The sequence below is a fragment of the Klebsiella variicola genome (genome assembly GCF_000828055.2).
In the GTDB taxonomy this organism is placed as follows: domain Bacteria; phylum Pseudomonadota; class Gammaproteobacteria; order Enterobacterales; family Enterobacteriaceae; genus Klebsiella; species Klebsiella variicola.
Genome location: NZ_CP010523.2, coordinates 899956 through 917648, shown reverse-complemented (window position 1 = coordinate 917648; position 17693 = coordinate 899956). Strand labels below are relative to the sequence as shown.

Sequence of the window (17693 nt, the reverse complement as noted above, 5' to 3'; positions counted from 1 at the left end):
ATGTCTCACAAATCAGGCTATTAATAGACGGGTATGGGGTGCAGCTACTCAAGAGGTGATGACGATGAAAAAATGGGCAGTATTGATTTCCGCCGTAGGACTGGCGTTCTCGGTTTCCGGTTGCAGCAGCGATTACGTCATGGCGACCAAAGATGGGCGAATGATCCTGACCGACGGTAAACCTACCGTGGATGACGATACCGGTTTAATCAGTTACGAAGATCAGCAGGGTAATAAAATGCAGATCAATCGTGACGACGTTTCGCAAATCATTAAGCGTTAATCTTTCCCCGTCGGCCCCAGCCTCTGTTGACGCTGCGCTTACCGACAACCAGTCTTTTGAGAAGAGTCGGGACACACCAGGACGCCGCGGGTTCCACCCACCGCCCCTCCTCGTCACCCGGCTTTTTTGATTTTTTACTTCCTCTTTTTCTCACCCTCTGCCATGTTGATACTCCTTTGTCGGGGAATGCCTGACCTTATAAATAAAAAGGAAGCTGGCTATGCAGTATCACCGTATCCCACACAGTTCACTTGAAATCAGCACCCTCGGGCTGGGGACCATGACCTTTGGCGAGCAGAACAGCGAAGCTGATGCCCATCAGCAGCTCGACTATGCGGTCGCCAACGGCATCAATCTGATCGATGTCGCCGAAATGTACCCCGTCCCGCCGCGCCCGGAAACTCAGGGGCTGACTGAAACCTACGTCGGCAACTGGCTGGCGAAACGCGGCAATCGCGAAAAGCTGGTGCTGGCCTCCAAAGTTAGCGGGCCCGCGCGCAATAACGACAGCAGCATTCGGCCCAATCACGTCCTGGACCGCAAAAATATCCGCGAGGCGCTGCACGCCAGCCTGAAGCGGCTGCAGACCGATTACCTCGACCTGTACCAGGTACACTGGCCGCAGCGCCCAACCAACTGCTTTGGCAAGCTGGGTTATACCTGGGCTGATGCCGCGCCCGCCGTGACCCTGCTGGATACCCTCGAAGCGCTGACCGAGTTCCAGCGCGCCGGGAAGATCCGCTACATCGGCGTGTCGAACGAAACCGCCTTCGGCGTGATGCGTTATCTGCACCTGGCGGATAAGCACGACCTGCCGCGGATCGTGACGATTCAGAATCCTTACAGCCTGCTGAACCGCAGCTTTGAAGTCGGCCTCGCGGAAGTGAGTCAGTTCGAAGGCGTGGAGCTGCTGGCCTACTCCTGCCTGGCTTTCGGCACACTGACCGGGAAGTATCTCAACGGCGCGAAGCCGGCAGGGGCGCGTAACACGCTGTTCAGCCGCTTTACGCGCTACAGCAGCGAGCAGTCGCAGAAAGCGGTAGCGGCCTATGTGGATATCGCCAAACGCCACGGCCTCGATCCGGCGCAAATGGCGCTGGCCTTTGTGCGTCGGCAGCCATTTGTCGCCAGCACCCTGCTGGGGGCGACGACCATGGCGCAGCTGCAGGCCAACGTGGAAAGTTTGCAGCTTGAACTGAGTGAAGAGGTATTAGCGGAGATTGAGGCGGTGCATCAGGTTTATACCTACCCGGCACCGTAAGAAAGCAAAGCCCCGGGTAGCGGCGTATACGCCACCACCCGGGCTACCGAAGAGCAGACATTGGTGAACCCGTCGCCCGGTTAAGCGCAGCGCAAGCCGGGAGGTTATTTACGCCGCCCCCAGACCCACAGCGCGGCGATGGCCACGGCAAAGACCGCGCCAAACCCTATCCCCACGGCGACCGGCGGAACGCCCACGCTCACCGCCAGGGAATAGAGCCCCAGCATCAGCAGCATCGCCACGTTTTCGCCCAGGTTCTGTACCGCAATGGCGTTACCTGCCCCGACCGAATGTTTCCCACGCTCCTGCAGCAGCGCGTTCAACGGTACGATAAAGAACCCGCCGAACACCCCGAGCAGTAACAGCAGACCGAACGCCGGCAGCAGCGACTGCTGCACCGCAAAGGCCATCACCGCGATACCGATCAATATTCCCGCCGGCATACAGCGCGATACCGTCTCCAGGGTCACCAGCTTCGCGGCCGCCCCGGCCCCCAACACAATCCCCACCGCCACCATCGCATTAAGATAGGTAGGCATGGCGTTGCTGGTAATGCCCAGCGCCACCGGCACCCAGATCACCAGCAGGAAGCGCAGGGTCACGCCAGCGCCCCAGAACAGGCTGGTCCCCATCAGCGAAAAGCGGGTTTCGCCGTTGCGCCACAGCGTGCGGCAGGCGCTGAAGAAGCTGTGCGTCATTGGCTTAAAACGCCACGACTGCCCCGGGCGCGCCGCCGGCAGCCTGGGTATCCACAGGTTAGCCACTACCGCCCCGCCGTAGACCAGCGCGCAGACGATCAGCGCCGCCAGCACGTGCCAGTCGGCGAGGATCCCGCCGGCCATGGAGCCCAGCAGGATCGCCGCGATGGTCGAGGACTCCATCAGTCCGTTAGCCTTCACCAACTTATCGCCGGTGGTCAGTTCGCCGAGAATGCCGTACTTGGCCGGCGAATAGGCGGCGGCGCCAATCCCCACCAGCGTATAGCCGATAAACGGATTGACACCGAAGCAGATGCAGCCGGCGCCGAGCAGCTTCAGACCGTTGGCCACCATCATCACCCGGCCTTTGGCAAAGCTATCGGCAAACTGGCCGACAAAAGGAGCAAAAAGAATGTAAGCGCCCACAAACAACATCTGCAGGACCGGCTGGCTCCACTCCGGATAATAGAGCTGCTTCATCAGCGCCAGTGTGGCGAAGAGAAGCGCATTGTCGCCGAAGGCCGACAGGAACTGGGCGCAGATCACCGCCAGCATCCCTTTCGAGTACAGCGAAGGGTTAGTATGTACTGACTCACTCATGGGTTGTTTCCGCCTCGTCGACCATGTTTTTCAGGGTGACATAGTCTGGCTTGCCGCTGCCCAGCACCGGCAGTTGCTTCAGCCAGCGTATATCTCGCGGTACCGCCAGCTCCGGTACTCCGTGCTGGCGAGCGTAGCGCAGCAGGGCTTCGCGAGTCAGTTCATTATCGGTGGTAAACAGCACCAGCGCCTCACCTTTGCTGGCGTCCTGCTTAATCGCCGTGGCGTGCATTTTGTCCGGCGACGCGCCGAGGGCCACCTGCTCCACCATCTCGAGGGAGATCATCTCGCCGGCGATTTTGGCAAAGCGCTTCGCGCGGCCCTGGATGCGAACATAGCCCTGCTCGTCGAAGGTGACGATATCGCCGGTGTCATACCAGCCCGCTTCCTTCTCGCCGTGCTGGTTTTCCGCCGCTGGCGCTTCCAGCACCCCGGGGTTTTCCACCCGCAGGTAGCCTTTCATGATGTTCGGCCCTTTTAGCTGCAGTCGCCCCCCTTGCTCAATGCCTGGCATCGCCAGCAGGCGGGCGTCCATCCCCGGCAGGATACGGCCCACGGTGCCGACCTTCGCCGCCATCGGTACGTTAATCGATACCACCGGCGCGCACTCGGTCACGCCATAGCCTTCGAGAATGCGCAGGCCGAATTTATCCTGCCACAGCTGTTTGGTGCTCTCCTGCAGTTTCTCCGCCCCGGCGACCACATAGCGCAGGCGGTAGAAATCATACGGATTAGCGAAGCGGGCATAGTTGGCGAGGAAGGTCGAGGTACCGAACAGCACCGTGCAGTTGCGATCGTAGACCAGCTCCGGCACCACGCGATAGTGCAGCGGGCTGGGATAGAGAAACACTTCAGCCCCGGTAAACAGCGGCGTCAGCAGACCGACGGTGAGGCCAAAGGAGTGGAACAGCGGCAGCGCCGACATAAAGCGGTCGTTGGCGGTAAAGTCGGCGATGGTTTTGATCTGCTCGACGTTGGCCAGCAGGCTCTTATGGCTGTGCACCACCCCTTTCGGATTGCCCTCCGAGCCGGAGGTGAAGAGGATCATCGCCGCGTCTTCCGGCTGCTGCTTAACCTGCGCCAGACGCGGCGCCAGCAGATGTCCGAAAATCCATAGTTTGTCAGCGAGGGTGATATCACCTTTAAGATCTTCGAGGAATACCCAGCGCACCTGGGTCAGCTGCTCCGGCAGATGCCAGAGTTTGCCTTTATCGAGGAAGGTGCGTGAGGTAAAAATAGTGTTGATTTCCGCGGCGGCTATCGCGCTGCTGAGCCCTTTCACCCCGGCGGTATAGTTCATCATCGCCGGAATACGCCCGCGGGCGATAGCGCCGAAAATCACCGCCGCGCTGATGCCGGCGTTAGGCAGCATCAGGCCAATCTTTTCGCCCCGCTGGCTGTATTTTTCCAGAATGCGGGCGACAAACAGGGTCTTGGTCAGCAGCTTGCGATAGGTATCCGGCTGGAAGTTGATATCCTCCACGCAGGGTTTGCGCGCGCCGAAGCGGTCCTGTGCCGCCAGCAGCGATTCATACAGGGTTTCCCGCGGACGCACTGCCATCCGGGCTTCCATCATGATTTGATGCAGCATTTCCCCGGCGATTTTCCGTCGGTCGCGGGCGCGCGGCGCCTCGGGCATCGGCAGATGGGTGGGCGGCAGCAGATGCAGCTGAATACGCGGGAACAGGCGACGCTTCACCAGCCCCTTCAGCCGGCTGAAGGGCGTCAGTTCGGCGCCTTCAATGCGTAGCGGCACGATGGTCGCCTGCGATTTGGCGGCGACAAAGGCGGCGCCGTCATAAATTTTCATCAGCGAGCCGCTAACCGAAATTCGCCCTTCCGGGAAGATTACCACCGGTCGCCCCTGTTCAATCAGCCGCACCAGATGTTTGATCGACATCGGTTTAGTCGGGTCCAGCGGTACAAAATCGATAATCGGCGTCAGCGCGCGCATAAACCAGCGCTGGCTGATTGAGGTATAGACCGCAAAAACCGGTCGGACCGGCAAAAACAGCGCCAGCAGAATGCCGTCGAGGAAAGAGACGTGGTTCGGGGTAATTAAGACCTTTTGCTGGTATAAAGCCTGCGTGTCGCCGGTCAGTCTGACCCGGTATAACCCCTTGAACAGCAGTCTGAAAAATCCCAAAAGCATAACAACTCCATGTGACCGGTGATGAGTCAAAGCAGGTTACACGAGAAGGCATGGGAAAGCAGTGCAGCGGGGAGATTTTCGGAATAAAAAAAACCTGCGCATCCGCGCAGGTCGGTGTAAGACGTTCAGTACGAAGAGCGTACCTAAGAAACTCACCTATCAATACCTCTGGGATCTCGATTGTCACGTTTTTTGGCCGTAACGGGCCAGCGGGAAAACGCAAGGGAGTGAGCCTAAGTGCAACCAGGTATTACGATTTTCGCTATCTGTAACAACGCCGATAACGGGCAAAAAAAAACCTGCGCATCTGCGCAGGCTGGTGTAAGTAAAGTGGTCAACGTGACGTTGACTCCACCTATCAATACCTCTGGGATAGCCAGAATATCAACCGGGTCCGCGAACAAACCAGCGAACATTCGCAACAGCGCATCGCAAAGTGTAAGCAAAGGTTTGTATTTCCCTGCGTCGGTTTCAATTAGCGATGACGTCAATGTAACCAGGTTACCCATAAGCCCGGCCTGAATCACATTTGCGCCATTCCTTCGCCGCCGCGCCTTGAATCTGCCGCTCTTTCCCGTAACATAGCAGTATGTAAACGCTTACCCTATAAAAGGCATGGTATGGCGACAATTAAGGATGTAGCCCGACTCGCAGGAGTCTCCGTCGCTACCGTCTCCCGCGTCATCAATAACTCTCCCAAAGCCAGCGAAGCCTCGCGTCAGTCCGTGGGCGCGGCGATGGAAACCCTGAACTATCATCCCAACGCGAACGCCCGGGCCCTGGCCCAGCAGTCAACGGAAACCGTCGGCCTGGTGGTGGGTGATGTCTCCGACCCCTTCTTCGGCGCGATGGTCAAAGCCGTCGAACAGGTGGCTTACCGCACCGGCAACTTTTTGCTGATTGGCAATGGCTACCACAACGTGCAGAAGGAACGCCAGGCGATAGAGCAGTTGATCCGCCACCGCTGCGCGGCGCTGGTGGTACACGCCAAAATGATCCCCGATGAGGAACTGGCGGGGTTAATGAAGCAGATCCCCGGCATGGTGCTGATCAACCGCATCCTGCCCGGGTATGAAACCCGCTGCGTGGCGCTGGACGACCGCTATGGCGCCTGGCTGGCGACCCGTCATTTGATCCAGCAGGGGCACACGCGTATCGGCTATCTGTGCTCAAACCACCATATCTCCGATGCGGAAGATCGACTGCAGGGGTACTACGCGGCGCTGGAAGAGAGCGGCCTGCCGTGCAATGACCGGCTGGTCGCCTTTGCTGAACCGGATGAAAGCGGCGGCGAACTGGCAATGACCGAACTGCTTGGCCGCGGCCGCCACTTTAGCGCCGTCGCCTGCTATAACGACTCGATGGCCGCCGGCGCGATGGGCGTACTCAACGACAACGGCATCGACGTCCCGCGGGAAATTTCGCTGATTGGCTTCGACGATGTCCTGATTTCGCGCTATGTCCGTCCGCGGCTGACCACTGTCCGCTACCCGATCGTCACCATGGCGACCCAGGCGGCCGAGCTGGCCTTAGCCCTGGCGGAGTACCGCCCGGCCCCGGAGATCACCCACCTGTTCAGCCCGACGCTGGTGCGCCGTCACTCGGTGGTCGCCCCGCTGGAAGGCGATAAATCGTAGCGATAGAGATGCACGGCAGTGGCCGGGTAATCCAGCCCCTCGCCGATGTAGCGCCAGCCGAAGCGTTCATAGAAATCCCGGCAGGCGGAGTAGAGATAGAGCTCCCGAAAGCCCGCGCGGCGGGCATAATCGATCACATGCCGCTGCAGTTTTCCGGCCAGCCCCTGACCGCGGGCGGCGGGCGCGACGTACAGCGCCGCCAGCCAGGGAAACAGATCCTGGCGGCTGATCAAATCGCAGCGCCAGAGGCCAATCGTGCCGAGCAACTGCTCGCCTTCCACGGCAATAAAGGTCAATGGCAGCGCCTCCGCCGTCTGGCTATGCTGCATGATGCTGGCGAAAAACTCCCGCGGCAGCGTCTCGCCGCCAAAGGCGTGCCACAGCCAGTCGGTTACCTGCGGGGCGTACTGCGGCGCAGCGTACAGCGGCAGGATCGTCATACCAGCTTCCCCTGAAAAATCGGCACCGAATCGAACAGATAGCCGTCAAAGTCGGGGGCGTCTTCATCGGACAGCTCCAGCAGACTGTTTTTGACGTTTTCCAGATGCTGCCACATCGCCTGCCAGGCGCCCATCACATCGCGACGCCGCAGCGCGGCGAGCAGCGTCTGTCGGTCACCGAGCCACTTCAGCCGCCAGGCGCGGCTGGCAATATGCACATTGAACTGCTGCCACAGCGGGCTGCTGTCCATCTGCAGCCAGATCCGCTCCACCGTCGCCAGCAGCATCTGGTTCTGCGTCGCCCCGGCCAGCACCAGATGGAACAGACGAGCGTTATCCTGCGCGGTGTCGTTGAGGGCGATAGCCCGCTGCTCCTGCTCGACAATCCGCTTCAGATTGTCGATATCGGCGCGGGTGGCCATTTTCGCGGCAAAGGCGGCGATATTGCTCTCCAGCAGCTGGCGCGCCTGCAGAATTTCAAACGGACCGACGTCGCTGCTGAGCAGTTGCTCCTCTTCGCTGTCGTTCTCGTGGGGAATACGCATGACGTACACCCCGGATCCCTGACGAATATCCACCGTCCCCTGTAGCTCCAGCATCAGCAGCGCTTCGCGCACGATGGTCCGGCTGACGCCGTAGGTTTCGGCAATATGGCGTTCCGGCGGCAAACGCGACCCGACCGGGTAGCGCCCCTGCGCGATCTGGGCGCGTAAGTCATCACCAATCTCCTGATAGGGCTTCTTTTCCGGCGGAATTATCGCTTTTTCCACAAAATCACCTGTGCGTTACATGCCTGCGAGTCAAATACGCCGCTATCTTAGCAAAAATTGCCCCCGGCTAGCGGTATTCATCATCGATATCCAGCACCAGTTCACGCCGTTCGCCCAGCTGACGAAACCAGTGCGCCGAGGCTTTGGGTCGCCGGGCGCGATGGTTTTGCAGGTCGATTTCGATAAGCCCGTAGCGGTTTTTAAAGGCGTTCATCGGCGATACGTTGTCGGTAAACGCCCACAGCATATAGCCCTGGCAGTTGGCCCCTGCCTCGCGGGCGCGCAGGGTGTGCCACAGATGTTCGCTGATAAAACGGATGCGGTAACTGTCATCGATGGTGCCTTCGCGGTTACGGAACTGGTCTTCGTTTTCCACCCCCATCCCACTCTCCGCCACGAACCAGGGGATGTTGCGATAGTCATTTTTTATCCGCATCGCCATATCAAAGATGATTTGCGGGTAGATTTCCCAGCCGCGGGAGGCGTTCATTCGCCGGCCGGGCAGCTCAAACGGCTCATAATACCAGGCCGGATGAAACGGGGTATGCGGATGCCAGGCCCGCGACGGGGCTTTGACCCGGTGCGGGTAGTAAAGATTAATCCCCAGCTCATCGACGGTGTGCTCGCGGATAATCGCCAGATCCTCCGCGCTGGCGTCCCACGTCACCTGATGCTGCTCGAGCAGTGCAAGAAGCTCCGGCGGCCAGACCCCGTGCACCAGCGGGTCGAGGAACATGCGGTTGTAGAACAGATCGTAGATCTCCGCCGCGCGCAGGTCATGGGGGGCGCGTGAGCGTGGGTAGGTCACCTCCGGATTGAGGATGCAGCCGACGGTCCCGGGATAGCCGAGCTCGCGAAACCGCTTCACGACGCTGGCGGTCGCCAGCACCTTATGATAGTTCCACTGCATCCAGGTGCTGGTGTTCTGCTCATAGGGCCAGCGCAGGGCATCCAGATAGACCCGGGTCTGTACCACAATTGGCTCATTAAAGGTAAACCAGCGGGTCACCTTCGGGTGGTAGCGGGCAAAGACCTGCTCCGCGTAGCGCACAAACAGCTCGACCACCGTTTTCGACCCCCAGCCGCCATACTTTTCCAGCAGATAGCCGGGCAATTCATAATGCTCAAGGCAGATCATCGGCGTGATGCCGTTGGCCAGCAGCGCATCGAACAGCTGGTCGTAATAGGCCGCATACTCCTCATCCACCGTGACGTTTTCATAGTCGGTCAGAAAGCGCGACCAGTTGATTGAGGTGCGGTAGTGGGTCAGCCCGGCCAGCTTCATCAACTGCACATCTTCCTGAAAGCGGTTGATAAAATCGGTGGCCACCGCCGGGCCATAGCCGTTATGCCAGACGTGGCGGTCGTTTTTGTACCAGAGATCGGGCCAGGAGTCCTGCCCCGGTTTTTTCCCGCTCCAGCCCTCGGTCTGCCAGGCGGAAGCCGCCGCGCCAAGGATAAAATCATCGGGAATGGTCATCCGTACGGTAGTCATAGGCTCCTCAGACAGGGTTGGCGGTCTGTTGATTGTCGGCCTGACGCTGTGCGGCATCGGCACGGCGGGAGGCGATTTTGACGAAAGGCAGATAGATAAGCACCGCGGTCACGATGCAGATAAGCTGGGTCACCACCGCCCCCATCGAGCCGGCGGTGGAGAGCCAGGCGTTGATCAGCGGCGGCGTGGTCCAGGGCACCATCACTACCGCCTTGCCGGCGAAGCCGGTCAGGGTGGCGAAATAGCCGATGCTGCCGGTCACCAGCGGGGTGATGATAAACGGGATAGCGAGGATCGGGTTGAGCATGATCGGCATCCCGAAGATCACCGGCTCGTTAATATTGAACAGCCCCGGGCCTATCGACAGCTTGGCGATCTCTTTCATCTCTTTACGCTTCGTGGCGATCATCACCGCAATCAGCAGGCCGATGGTCAGCCCCGAGCCGCCGATGCTCATGTAGACGTCCCAGAAGGGCATCGTGATAATGTTCGGTACCTCTTTTCCCTGCTCAAAAGCGCTCATATTGACGGTGATCGCCCCCAGCAGCAGCGGCTCGCGGATCGGCTTGATCATCTGGTTGCCGTGAATGCCGATCACCCAGAACAGCTGGGCGACGAACATCAGCAGCAGGATCCCCGGCAGGCTCTGCACCACCCGCTCCAGCGGCTGCTGCACCACCTGGTAGACCGCATCGTAGAGATACATTCCCGTCAGTTGGTGAAAGAGAAAACCCAGGGTGGCGATCGCGGTGGTGGTGATGATCGCCGGGATCAGCGCCGAAAAAGAGGCGGAAACGTTCGGCGGCACGGTATCCGGCATTTTGATCTTCAGTCCCTTGCGCCCCTCCAGCCAGCAGTAAATCTCCACTGACAGAATGGCGATGAACATCCCGAGGAACAGGCTGCGGGTATCGGAGAACTGGCGCAGCAGGACATCTTTCACCACGTGCATCTGGCCATCGACCATCATCTCCACCGTCGTCGGCGTGACGCAGATAAAGCAGATCACCGCCAGCAGGCCGGGAAACAGGCTTTTGATGCCGTTGATCCGCCCCAGCTCAATACCGATCAGAAACACGGCGCCGATATTGAGGAAGTTGAGCGTGGCGTAGTTAAGCGCGCTGGTGATCGGCTTCAGCGCCGCAAGAAAGGAGAGCGAGGAAAAGCTGGCGAGCCCATTCTTCGGATCCAGCACCATATTGGAGATCAGTACCGAAAAGGCCCCGACGATGATCACCGGCATCAGAGTAATAAACGCCGATTTGATCGCCATAATGTAGCGATAGCTGTTGAATGTCGTCGCGAAACGCCCCAGCGCGTCGATCAGTTTGTCCTGTAATGCCATAAAAGAGTACCTCAGAGTAAAGGGCTTATTGCGGCCAGGTGAACAGCCAGAGACTTTTGGCATACCAAAACATAGTCGCCAGGCAAAAATAGTTCTGTGACAGCGCTCGCAACGCGCACTGTGGTATCCCAAATATCCGATAGAATCGACATTGGCATACCAGACTATGCCGGCTCGTCAGTTCCTGCCAAAAGCGTGATCGCGATGGTTTTTCCGCCCCGCCCCGTCGATATGTCCCTTTTCGGTCTGTGATAAACTGCGCTTTACCACGTGAAATCAGGAATCGATGAATGGCTACAATGCTGGATGTCTCAATTCGCGCAGGCGTCTCGAAAGCGACGGTTTCCCGCGTGTTGAACGGCACAGGTCAGGTGAAAGAGAGCACCCGCCAACAAGTCTTTAAAGCGATGGAAGAGCTGGGCTACCGGCCGAATTTTCTCGCACGCTCGCTGGCCAATCAGACCAGCAATAGTATTGGGCTGGTCGTCTCCACCTTCGACGGCTTCTACTTTGGCCGTCTGCTGCAGCAGGCGTCACGCCAGACGGAAGCCTGGGGAAAGCAGCTTATCGTCACTGACGGCCATGATACGCCGGAGCGCGAAGAGGAAGCGGTGCAGATGCTCGCCGACCGGCAATGCGATGCGATCATCCTCTATACCCGGCACATGAGTGAGAAGGCGATCATGTCGCTGATTAATTCGATCGCCATGCCGCTGGTGGTGATTAACCGCGATGTGGCGCAGGCCCGCGAACGCTGCGTGTTCTTCGAGCAGCAGGAAGCCGCCTTTCAGGCCGTGGAGTATCTGATTACCCAGGGCCACCGCGATATCGCCTGCATGACCGTCCCGATGCACACCCCTACCGGCCAGGCTCGCCTGCAGGGCTACCGCAACGCGCTGATAAAACATGGTATTGAGTGGGATCCGAGCCGGGTGAAGTACGGGGACTCGACGATGACCCGCGGCTACGAACTGTGCCGGGAACTGCTGGACGAGAAAGCCCGCTTCAGCGCGCTGTTTTCCTGTAACGATGATATGGCGCTGGGGGCGTCAAAGGCGCTGCATCAGGCGGGGCTGCGTATTCCGCAGGATGTGTCGCTGTTTGGCTTCGACGATGCGCCAAGCGCGAAATGGCTGGAGCCGGGGCTGTCGACGGTCTATCTGCCGATCGACAACATGATCACCACGGCTATCGATCAGGCGATCAAGCTTGCTAACCAGCAGCCGATAGAAACGATCCCGCCGTTTACCGGCACGCTGGTGTTGCGCGAGTCGGTAACGACGGGACCTTTTTTTAAATAAGCTCTAAGGCCAGCAGCTCCTGAATGGTCTGGCGACGGCGGATCAGCCGCGCCTTGCCGCCATCAAACAGCACCTCCGGCAGCAGCGGACGGCTGTTATAGTTGGATGACATCGAAGCCCCGTAGGCGCCGGTGTCATGGAGCACCAGATAGTCCCCAGGCACCACCGCCGGCAGCAGGCGGGTCTCGACTTTGCCCCCTTCCTGCTGGGTAAAGACGTCCCCGGATTCGCACAGCGGCCCGGCCACCACGGTTTCCACCTGCGGCGCGGCGCTGAGCTCGCGACCATCCGCCGCCAGAGCGGTGATATGGTGATAGCTACCGTACATTGCCGGGCGCATCAGGTCGTTAAAGCCGGCGTCAATCAGCACAAAGTGACGGCTGCCCATCTCTTTCACGCTGCGCACCTGCGACACCAGCACGCCGGACTCGGCCACCAGGAAGCGTCCGGGTTCAATCTCCAGTTTCACCGGGTGCCCCAGATGGGCCGCGATCTGCTCCCTGGCGCGGTTCCACAGGCCATAATAGTGGGCGGTGTCGATGGCCTCTTCGCCTTCGCGGTAAGGAATCGACAGACCGCCGCCGGCGGAGATGGCCTGCAGATCCTGGCCAAAGTCGACGACCTGACGCACCATCGCGCCGCACACCTGCTCCAGGTGACCGTAGTCAACGCCAGAGCCAATATGCATATGGATCCCGACCAGCTGCAGCTGATAGCGACGCATCACTTCCAGCGCCGCCGGCAGGTGGCTGTACCAGATACCATGCTTGCTGTTCTCCCCGCCGGTATTGGTTTTCTGGCTGTGGCCGTGACCAAAGCCCGGGTTGACGCGCAGCCAGACGCGATGGCCCGGCGACACCTCGCCCAGCTGGCTCAGCATGTCGATCGAGCCGGCGTTCACCGGGATCTGTAACGCTTTCACCCGATCGAGGGTGGCGTCGTCGATCAGATCGGCGGTAAAGACGATATCCTCTGGATTCTGCTGCGGATCGTAGCCCGCCGCCAGCGCCCGCTCGATCTCCCCCAGCGACACCGAGTCCACCTTCACCCCCTGCTCACGCATCAGACGCAGAATATGAATGTTAGAGCAGGCTTTTTGCGCAAAACGTACCACGTCAAACTGGCTGAGCTGAGCAATCTGGCGGCGAATAATCTGCGCATCATAGACCCAGACTGGACAGCCAAATTCCGCGGGCAGGCGCAGCAGGTTATCCGCGGTCAGGTCAGTATCGGTGGCGTAAAGCGAGTGTGGCATAAGAACTCCGGTGCAGTGCGTGTGTTGGTCGCTGTTTTTTTTCGATTACGCCACAGTGGCGGACGAATAAAAAATATCGTTTTATCGCGACTCTATGCAAAAATGATATGGTTACAGCCGAGCCTCATGGAGACCGCATGCCAGCCGTTAATTTGCGTCATATCGAAATCTTTCACGCGGTGATGACCACCGGCAATCTGACCGAAGCGGCGCGGATGCTGCACACCTCGCAACCCACGGTCAGCCGCGAGCTGGCGCGCTTTGAGAAAGTGCTCGGCCTGAAGCTGTTTGAACGGACCCGCGGTCGCCTGCAGCCGACGGTGCAGGGCCTGCGTTTGTTTGAGGAGGTTCAGCGTTCCTGGTACGGCCTGGACCGCATCGTCAGCGCCGCCGAGAGCCTGCGCGAGTTCCGCCAGGGCGAGCTGTCGATCGCCTGCCTGCCGGTCTTTTCCCAGTCCTTTCTGCCGCTGCTGTTGCCGCCGTTTCTCGCTCGCTACCCGGAGGTCAGCCTGCAGATCGTCCCCCAGGAGTCGCCGCTGCTGGAGGAGTGGCTCTCCGCCCAGCGCCATGACCTCGGCCTGACGGAGACCCTGCATACCCCGGCGGGCACCGAACGCACCCCACTGCTGACGCTGAATGAAGTCTGCGTGCTGCCTGCCGGCCATCCGCTGGCGGCGCAGACGACGCTGACCCCCGCCGATTTTCAGGGCGAAAACTACATCAGCCTGTCGCGCACCGACAGCTATCGCCAGCTGCTTGACGCCCTGTTCCTTGAGCATCAGGTTAAACGGCGGATGGTGGTCGAAACCCACAGCGCGGCCTCGATCTGCGCCATGGTGCGCGCCGGCGCCGGGATCTCGGTGGTGAATCCCTTGACCGCTCTGGACTATGCCGATAGCGGCGTGGTGGTGCGCCGCTTTAGCGTCGAGGTGCCGTTTACCGTCAGCCTGATCCGCCCCCTCCACCGCCCGCGATCGGCGCTGGTCGACGCCTTTGTTGCACACCTGCAGGAGAGTCTGCCGCAGATCCTCACGCCGCTGGCGTCGGTCCTGCAGAGAGCATAAAGTTGACCGCGTCTTCTGCGTGGATCGCCGCAGTGTCAAAGACCGGCAGCGGGCTGAGCTCGGCAGGCACCAGCAGGCCAATTTCCGTACAGCCGAAAATAACCCCTTCCGCCCCCTGCTCCGCCAGGGCGGCGATCACCTGCAGATAATAATCCCGCGACGCCTCGCTGAAAGTGCCGAGACAAAGTTCGTCGAAGATGATCTGATTGATCCGCGCCCGATCGTCAGCCTCGGGGATCAACGTCTCGATGGCAAACTGCTCCAGCAGACGACCGCGGTAAAAGGTCTGCTCCATGGTATAGCGGGTGCCCAGCAGCGCGACCCGGCGCTGGCCTTTGGCGGCAATCGCCCGCCCGGTGGCATCGGCAATATGCAGGAAGGGAACCTGGCAGCGGGCGGCGATGGCATCCGCGACTTTATGCATAGTGTTGGTGCACAGGACAATGCCTTCGGCCCCCGCCTGCTGCAGCCCAACCGCGGCTTCAGCAAGGATCTCCCCGGCGCGATCCCAGTCGCCGGCGGACTGGCAGGCTTCGATGTCGTGAAAATCGACGCTGTGCAGCACCAGGCTGGCAGAGTGCAGGCCGCCCAGTCGCGCCTTAACGCCCTCATTGATCAACCGATAATAGGGGATCGTGGACTCCCAGCTCATGCCGCCTAACAGGCCAATGGTTTTCATCTTCTGCTCCTTATGTCGTTTCTGCCAGTGAAGCAAACTTGTGATCAACTTTCCACTTCTCTGGCCGCGTATTTCTTTTTCATGAAGAGTGGGATAAGTTAAATGAAACAATGTTTCACTTTAACAACAGGACCGCCCGATGTTTATTTTCCATAAAGACACCACCCTTGAAGACCTCGGCAATGGCGTAACCCGCCGCATTCTGGCCCACGACGGAAAAATGATGGCCGTGGAGGTGAATTTTGCCGCCGGCGCCGTCGGCCCGATGCATAACCATCCCCACGAACAGCTCACCTATGTGCTCTCCGGTGAGTTTGAATTCACCATCGGCGAGGAGACGCGCGTCGTCAGCGCCGGCGATACGTTGTATAAGCAGCCAGGGATCATGCACGGCTGCGTCTGCCTGCAGCCAGGCACGCTGCTCGATACCTTCACGCCGGTCCGCGAAGATTTTCTCTCACGCTGATCCATGATGGGGGCGTTCACCGCCCCCGGTTTAAGAGTTACCGCAGGCATTAAAAAAGATGCCGTCACAATCATTATCCTGGTAATAATATTTTTCGCTCAGTTAACGCTGAACCTTCATTCTTTTCAGGCTCCCTCAGCCCCCTAAAATGCTTACCACCTCACCTTTTTGAAACATCGTTTCGACTTTGATCACATTTCCATCCTGATCTGCATGACGCAGAAATAAATCGCAATAAAATGAAATTAAAACGGTGTTTTATAAAAAATAGAGCAGCATAAAAGCGAGCCTGACAGCACGCCACTTGCTGGCTCACTTAATTACTAACCCATTCATTAACAAGGACATGTTAATCAGAGGAAGCGTTCAGACATTTTTGCGTTGTCAGGCGAAAAGGCCGACAGCGCCGCGTCACCGAATCCGTATTACAACTCGTAAGCCAGGTAGGTATGTATGAATGAAAACAAGCTGCTGGGATTGGCATGGATATCACCCTATATCATCGGGCTGATCGTCTTTACCGCTTTTCCCTTTGTTTCATCTTTCTTTCTCAGTTTTACTGAGTACGACTTGATGAGCCCGCCGGTATTTAACGGCATCGAAAACTATCGCTATATGTTGACCGAGGACAGCCTGTTCTGGAAATCGATGGGCGTGACCTTCGCCTACGTTTTTTTAACTATTCCCTTAAAACTGGCTTTCGCCCTCGGCATTGCTTTTGTGCTCAATTTCAAACTGCGCGGCATCGGCTTTTTCCGTACCGCCTACTACATTCCGTCGATTCTCGGCAGCTCAGTGGCTATTGCGGTACTGTGGCGCGCCCTGTTCGCCATTGACGGCCTGCTGAATAGCTTCCTCGCCGTCTTTGGCATCGATGCCGTCAACTGGCTGGGGGAGCCTTCGCTGGCGCTGATGTCGGTCACCCTGCTGCGCGTCTGGCAGTTTGGTTCCGCGATGGTCATCTTCCTCGCCGCGCTGCAGAACGTTCCGCAGTCGCAGTATGAGGCGGCGATGATCGACGGCGCCTCAAAGTGGCAGATGTTCATGAAGGTCACCGTGCCGCTGATCACTCCGGTCATTTTCTTCAACTTTATTATGCAGACCACTCAGGCGTTCCAGGAGTTTACCGGCCCGTACGTGATAACCGGCGGCGGCCCAACCTATTACACCTACCTGTTCTCACTCTATATCTACGATACCGCCTTTAAGTACTTCGACATGGGCTATGGCGCCGCGCTGGCGTGGGTGCTGTTCCTCGTCGTCGCGGTCTTTGCATCGATAGCCTTTAAATCATCGAAATACTGGGTCTTCTACTCCGCCGATAAGGGAGGCAAAAATGGCTGATATTCAACAGATGGCGCCGGTAATGAGCAACGCCGATCGTGAGGTCGCTCGTACGCTGCGTCGGGAAAAGGTGAGTCGGGTGGTACGCTACGTCGTGTTGATATTCGTCGGCCTGCTGATGCTCTACCCGCTGGCGTGGATGTTCTCCGCCTCGTTCAAGCCGAACCATGAGATCTTCACCACCCTCGGACTGTGGCCTGCCCACGCGACCTGGGACGGGTTTATTAATGGCTGGAAAACCGGCACCGAATACCATTTCGGCCACTATATGCTTAACACCTTTAAGTATGTGATCCCGAAGGTGGTGTTAACGATCATCTCCTCCACCATCGTGGCGTACGGCTTTGCACGCTTTGAGATCCCGTGGAAGAAGTTCTGGTTCGCAACGCTCATCACCACCATGCTGCTGCCGAGCACCGTCCTGCTGATCCCGCAGTACCTGATGTTCCGTGAAATGGGGATGCTGAACAGCTATCTGCCGCTGTACCTGCCGCTGGCCTTCGCCACCCAGGGATTCTTTGTCTTCATGCTGATCCAGTTTCTGCGCGGCGTCCCACGCGATATGGAAGAGGCGGCGCAGATCGACGGCTGCAACTCCATCCAGGTGCTGTGGTACGTGGTGGTGCCGATCCTCAAGCCGGCCATTATCTCGGTGGCGCTGTTCCAGTTCATGTGGTCGATGAACGACTTTATCGGCCCGCTGATCTACGTCTACAGCGTCGATAAGTATCCCATCGCGCTGGCGCTAAAAATGTCCATCGACGTCACGGAAGGCGCGCCGTGGAACGAAATTCTGGCAATGGCGAGTATCTCCATTCTGCCGTCCATCATTGTCTTCTTCCTGGCTCAACGCTACTTCGTGCAGGGCGTGACCAGCAGCGGAATCAAAGGTTAAGAGGGAAA

16 protein-coding genes are annotated in these 17693 nt (G+C 58.7%); 8 read left to right on the top strand and 8 right to left on the bottom strand.

Annotated features, from left to right (window positions below; translation table 11 throughout):
- The first annotated feature begins 64 nt into the window (after positions 1-64).
- Positions 65-283: a YgdI/YgdR family lipoprotein gene (locus SP68_RS04380; protein WP_002915974.1), complete on the top strand. Its 219-nt coding sequence runs from the start codon at positions 65-67 to the stop codon at positions 281-283.
- Between the two features lie 220 nt (positions 284-503).
- Entirely contained in the window at positions 504-1544 is a 1041-nt protein-coding gene (locus tag SP68_RS04375) for an NADP(H)-dependent aldo-keto reductase (protein WP_008806332.1), read from the top strand.
- A gap of 104 nt (positions 1545-1648) precedes the next feature.
- Here the strand turns inward: SP68_RS04375 and lplT are convergent, their stop codons facing one another.
- Together lplT and aas are read right to left on the bottom strand one after the other, a co-directional pair.
- The gene (gene lplT / locus SP68_RS04370) at positions 1649-2842 is read right to left on the bottom strand and encodes a lysophospholipid transporter LplT (RefSeq protein ID WP_008806333.1); all 1194 of its coding nucleotides are present in this window, start codon (positions 2840-2842) and stop codon (positions 1649-1651) included.
- On the bottom strand, positions 2835-4994 hold the full coding sequence (gene aas, locus SP68_RS04365; RefSeq protein WP_032733767.1) for a bifunctional acyl-ACP--phospholipid O-acyltransferase/long-chain-fatty-acid--ACP ligase: 2160 nt from the start codon (positions 4992-4994) through the stop codon (positions 2835-2837). Before aas ends, lplT begins: the two co-directional genes overlap by 8 nt.
- 620 nt (positions 4995-5614) lie before the next feature.
- Between aas and galR the strand changes: the two genes are divergently transcribed.
- Positions 5615-6631: an HTH-type transcriptional regulator GalR gene (galR, locus tag SP68_RS04355; protein ID WP_008806335.1), complete on the top strand. Its 1017-nt coding sequence runs from the start codon at positions 5615-5617 to the stop codon at positions 6629-6631.
- On the opposite strand, the gene SP68_RS04350 is transcribed toward galR, so the two are convergent.
- From SP68_RS04350 to SP68_RS04335, 4 genes are all read right to left on the bottom strand, one after another.
- On the bottom strand, positions 6592-7071 hold the full coding sequence (locus tag SP68_RS04350) for a GNAT family N-acetyltransferase (RefSeq protein WP_022064915.1): 480 nt from the start codon (positions 7069-7071) through the stop codon (positions 6592-6594). The genes galR and SP68_RS04350 overlap by 40 nt on opposite strands.
- On the bottom strand, positions 7068-7841 hold the full coding sequence (locus tag SP68_RS04345; RefSeq protein WP_008806337.1) for a GntR family transcriptional regulator: 774 nt from the start codon (positions 7839-7841) through the stop codon (positions 7068-7070). The genes SP68_RS04350 and SP68_RS04345 overlap by 4 nt, the downstream gene beginning before the upstream one ends.
- 67 nt (positions 7842-7908) lie before the next feature.
- Positions 7909-9336 (bottom strand): glycoside hydrolase family 1 protein, encoded by a 1428-nt coding sequence (locus SP68_RS04340; RefSeq protein WP_022064916.1) that lies wholly within the window; start codon positions 9334-9336, stop codon positions 7909-7911.
- Between the two features lie 7 nt (positions 9337-9343).
- On the bottom strand, positions 9344-10681 hold the full coding sequence (locus tag SP68_RS04335; protein ID WP_008806339.1) for a PTS sugar transporter subunit IIC: 1338 nt from the start codon (positions 10679-10681) through the stop codon (positions 9344-9346).
- Positions 10682-10980: 299 nt separating this feature from the next.
- On the opposite strand from SP68_RS04335, the gene SP68_RS04330 reads away from it, so the two are divergent.
- Positions 10981-11982 carry a LacI family DNA-binding transcriptional regulator gene (locus SP68_RS04330; RefSeq protein WP_162493303.1) on the top strand — a complete coding sequence of 334 codons (1002 nt, stop codon included), beginning with the start codon at positions 10981-10983 and terminating at the stop codon, positions 11980-11982.
- Here SP68_RS04330 and lysA read toward each other — a convergent pair.
- Complete coding sequence (gene lysA / locus SP68_RS04325; RefSeq protein WP_022064917.1) at positions 11975-13237, bottom strand: diaminopimelate decarboxylase; 1263 nt, start codon at positions 13235-13237, stop codon at positions 11975-11977. The two genes, SP68_RS04330 and lysA, sit on opposite strands and share 8 nt — an antisense overlap.
- Positions 13238-13374: 137 nt before the next feature.
- Between lysA and SP68_RS04320 the strand changes: the two genes are divergently transcribed.
- Positions 13375-14301 (top strand): LysR family transcriptional regulator, encoded by a 927-nt coding sequence (locus SP68_RS04320; RefSeq protein WP_022064918.1) that lies wholly within the window; start codon positions 13375-13377, stop codon positions 14299-14301.
- On the opposite strand, the gene SP68_RS04315 is transcribed toward SP68_RS04320, so the two are convergent.
- Positions 14267-14980 carry an aspartate/glutamate racemase gene (locus SP68_RS04315; RefSeq protein WP_008806343.1) on the bottom strand — a complete coding sequence of 238 codons (714 nt, stop codon included), beginning with the start codon at positions 14978-14980 and terminating at the stop codon, positions 14267-14269. The two genes, SP68_RS04320 and SP68_RS04315, sit on opposite strands and share 35 nt — an antisense overlap.
- A 139-nt stretch (positions 14981-15119) precedes the next feature.
- Here SP68_RS04315 and SP68_RS04310 point away from each other — a divergent pair, with 139 nt between their 5' ends.
- The 3 genes from SP68_RS04310 to SP68_RS04300 all read left to right on the top strand — a co-directional run bounded on the left by SP68_RS04310 (position 15120) and on the right by SP68_RS04300 (position 17685).
- Positions 15120-15446, top strand: a complete 327-nt coding sequence (locus SP68_RS04310) for a cupin domain-containing protein (RefSeq protein ID WP_012540645.1) — start codon at positions 15120-15122, stop codon at positions 15444-15446.
- Between the two features lie 453 nt (positions 15447-15899).
- Positions 15900-16790, top strand: coding sequence for a carbohydrate ABC transporter permease (locus SP68_RS04305; protein ID WP_004205419.1), 891 nt, complete (start codon positions 15900-15902; stop codon positions 16788-16790).
- On the top strand, positions 16783-17685 hold the full coding sequence (locus SP68_RS04300) for a carbohydrate ABC transporter permease (RefSeq protein WP_008806346.1): 903 nt from the start codon (positions 16783-16785) through the stop codon (positions 17683-17685). Before SP68_RS04305 ends, SP68_RS04300 begins: the two co-directional genes overlap by 8 nt.
- The last annotated feature ends 8 nt before the right edge of the window (positions 17686-17693 follow it).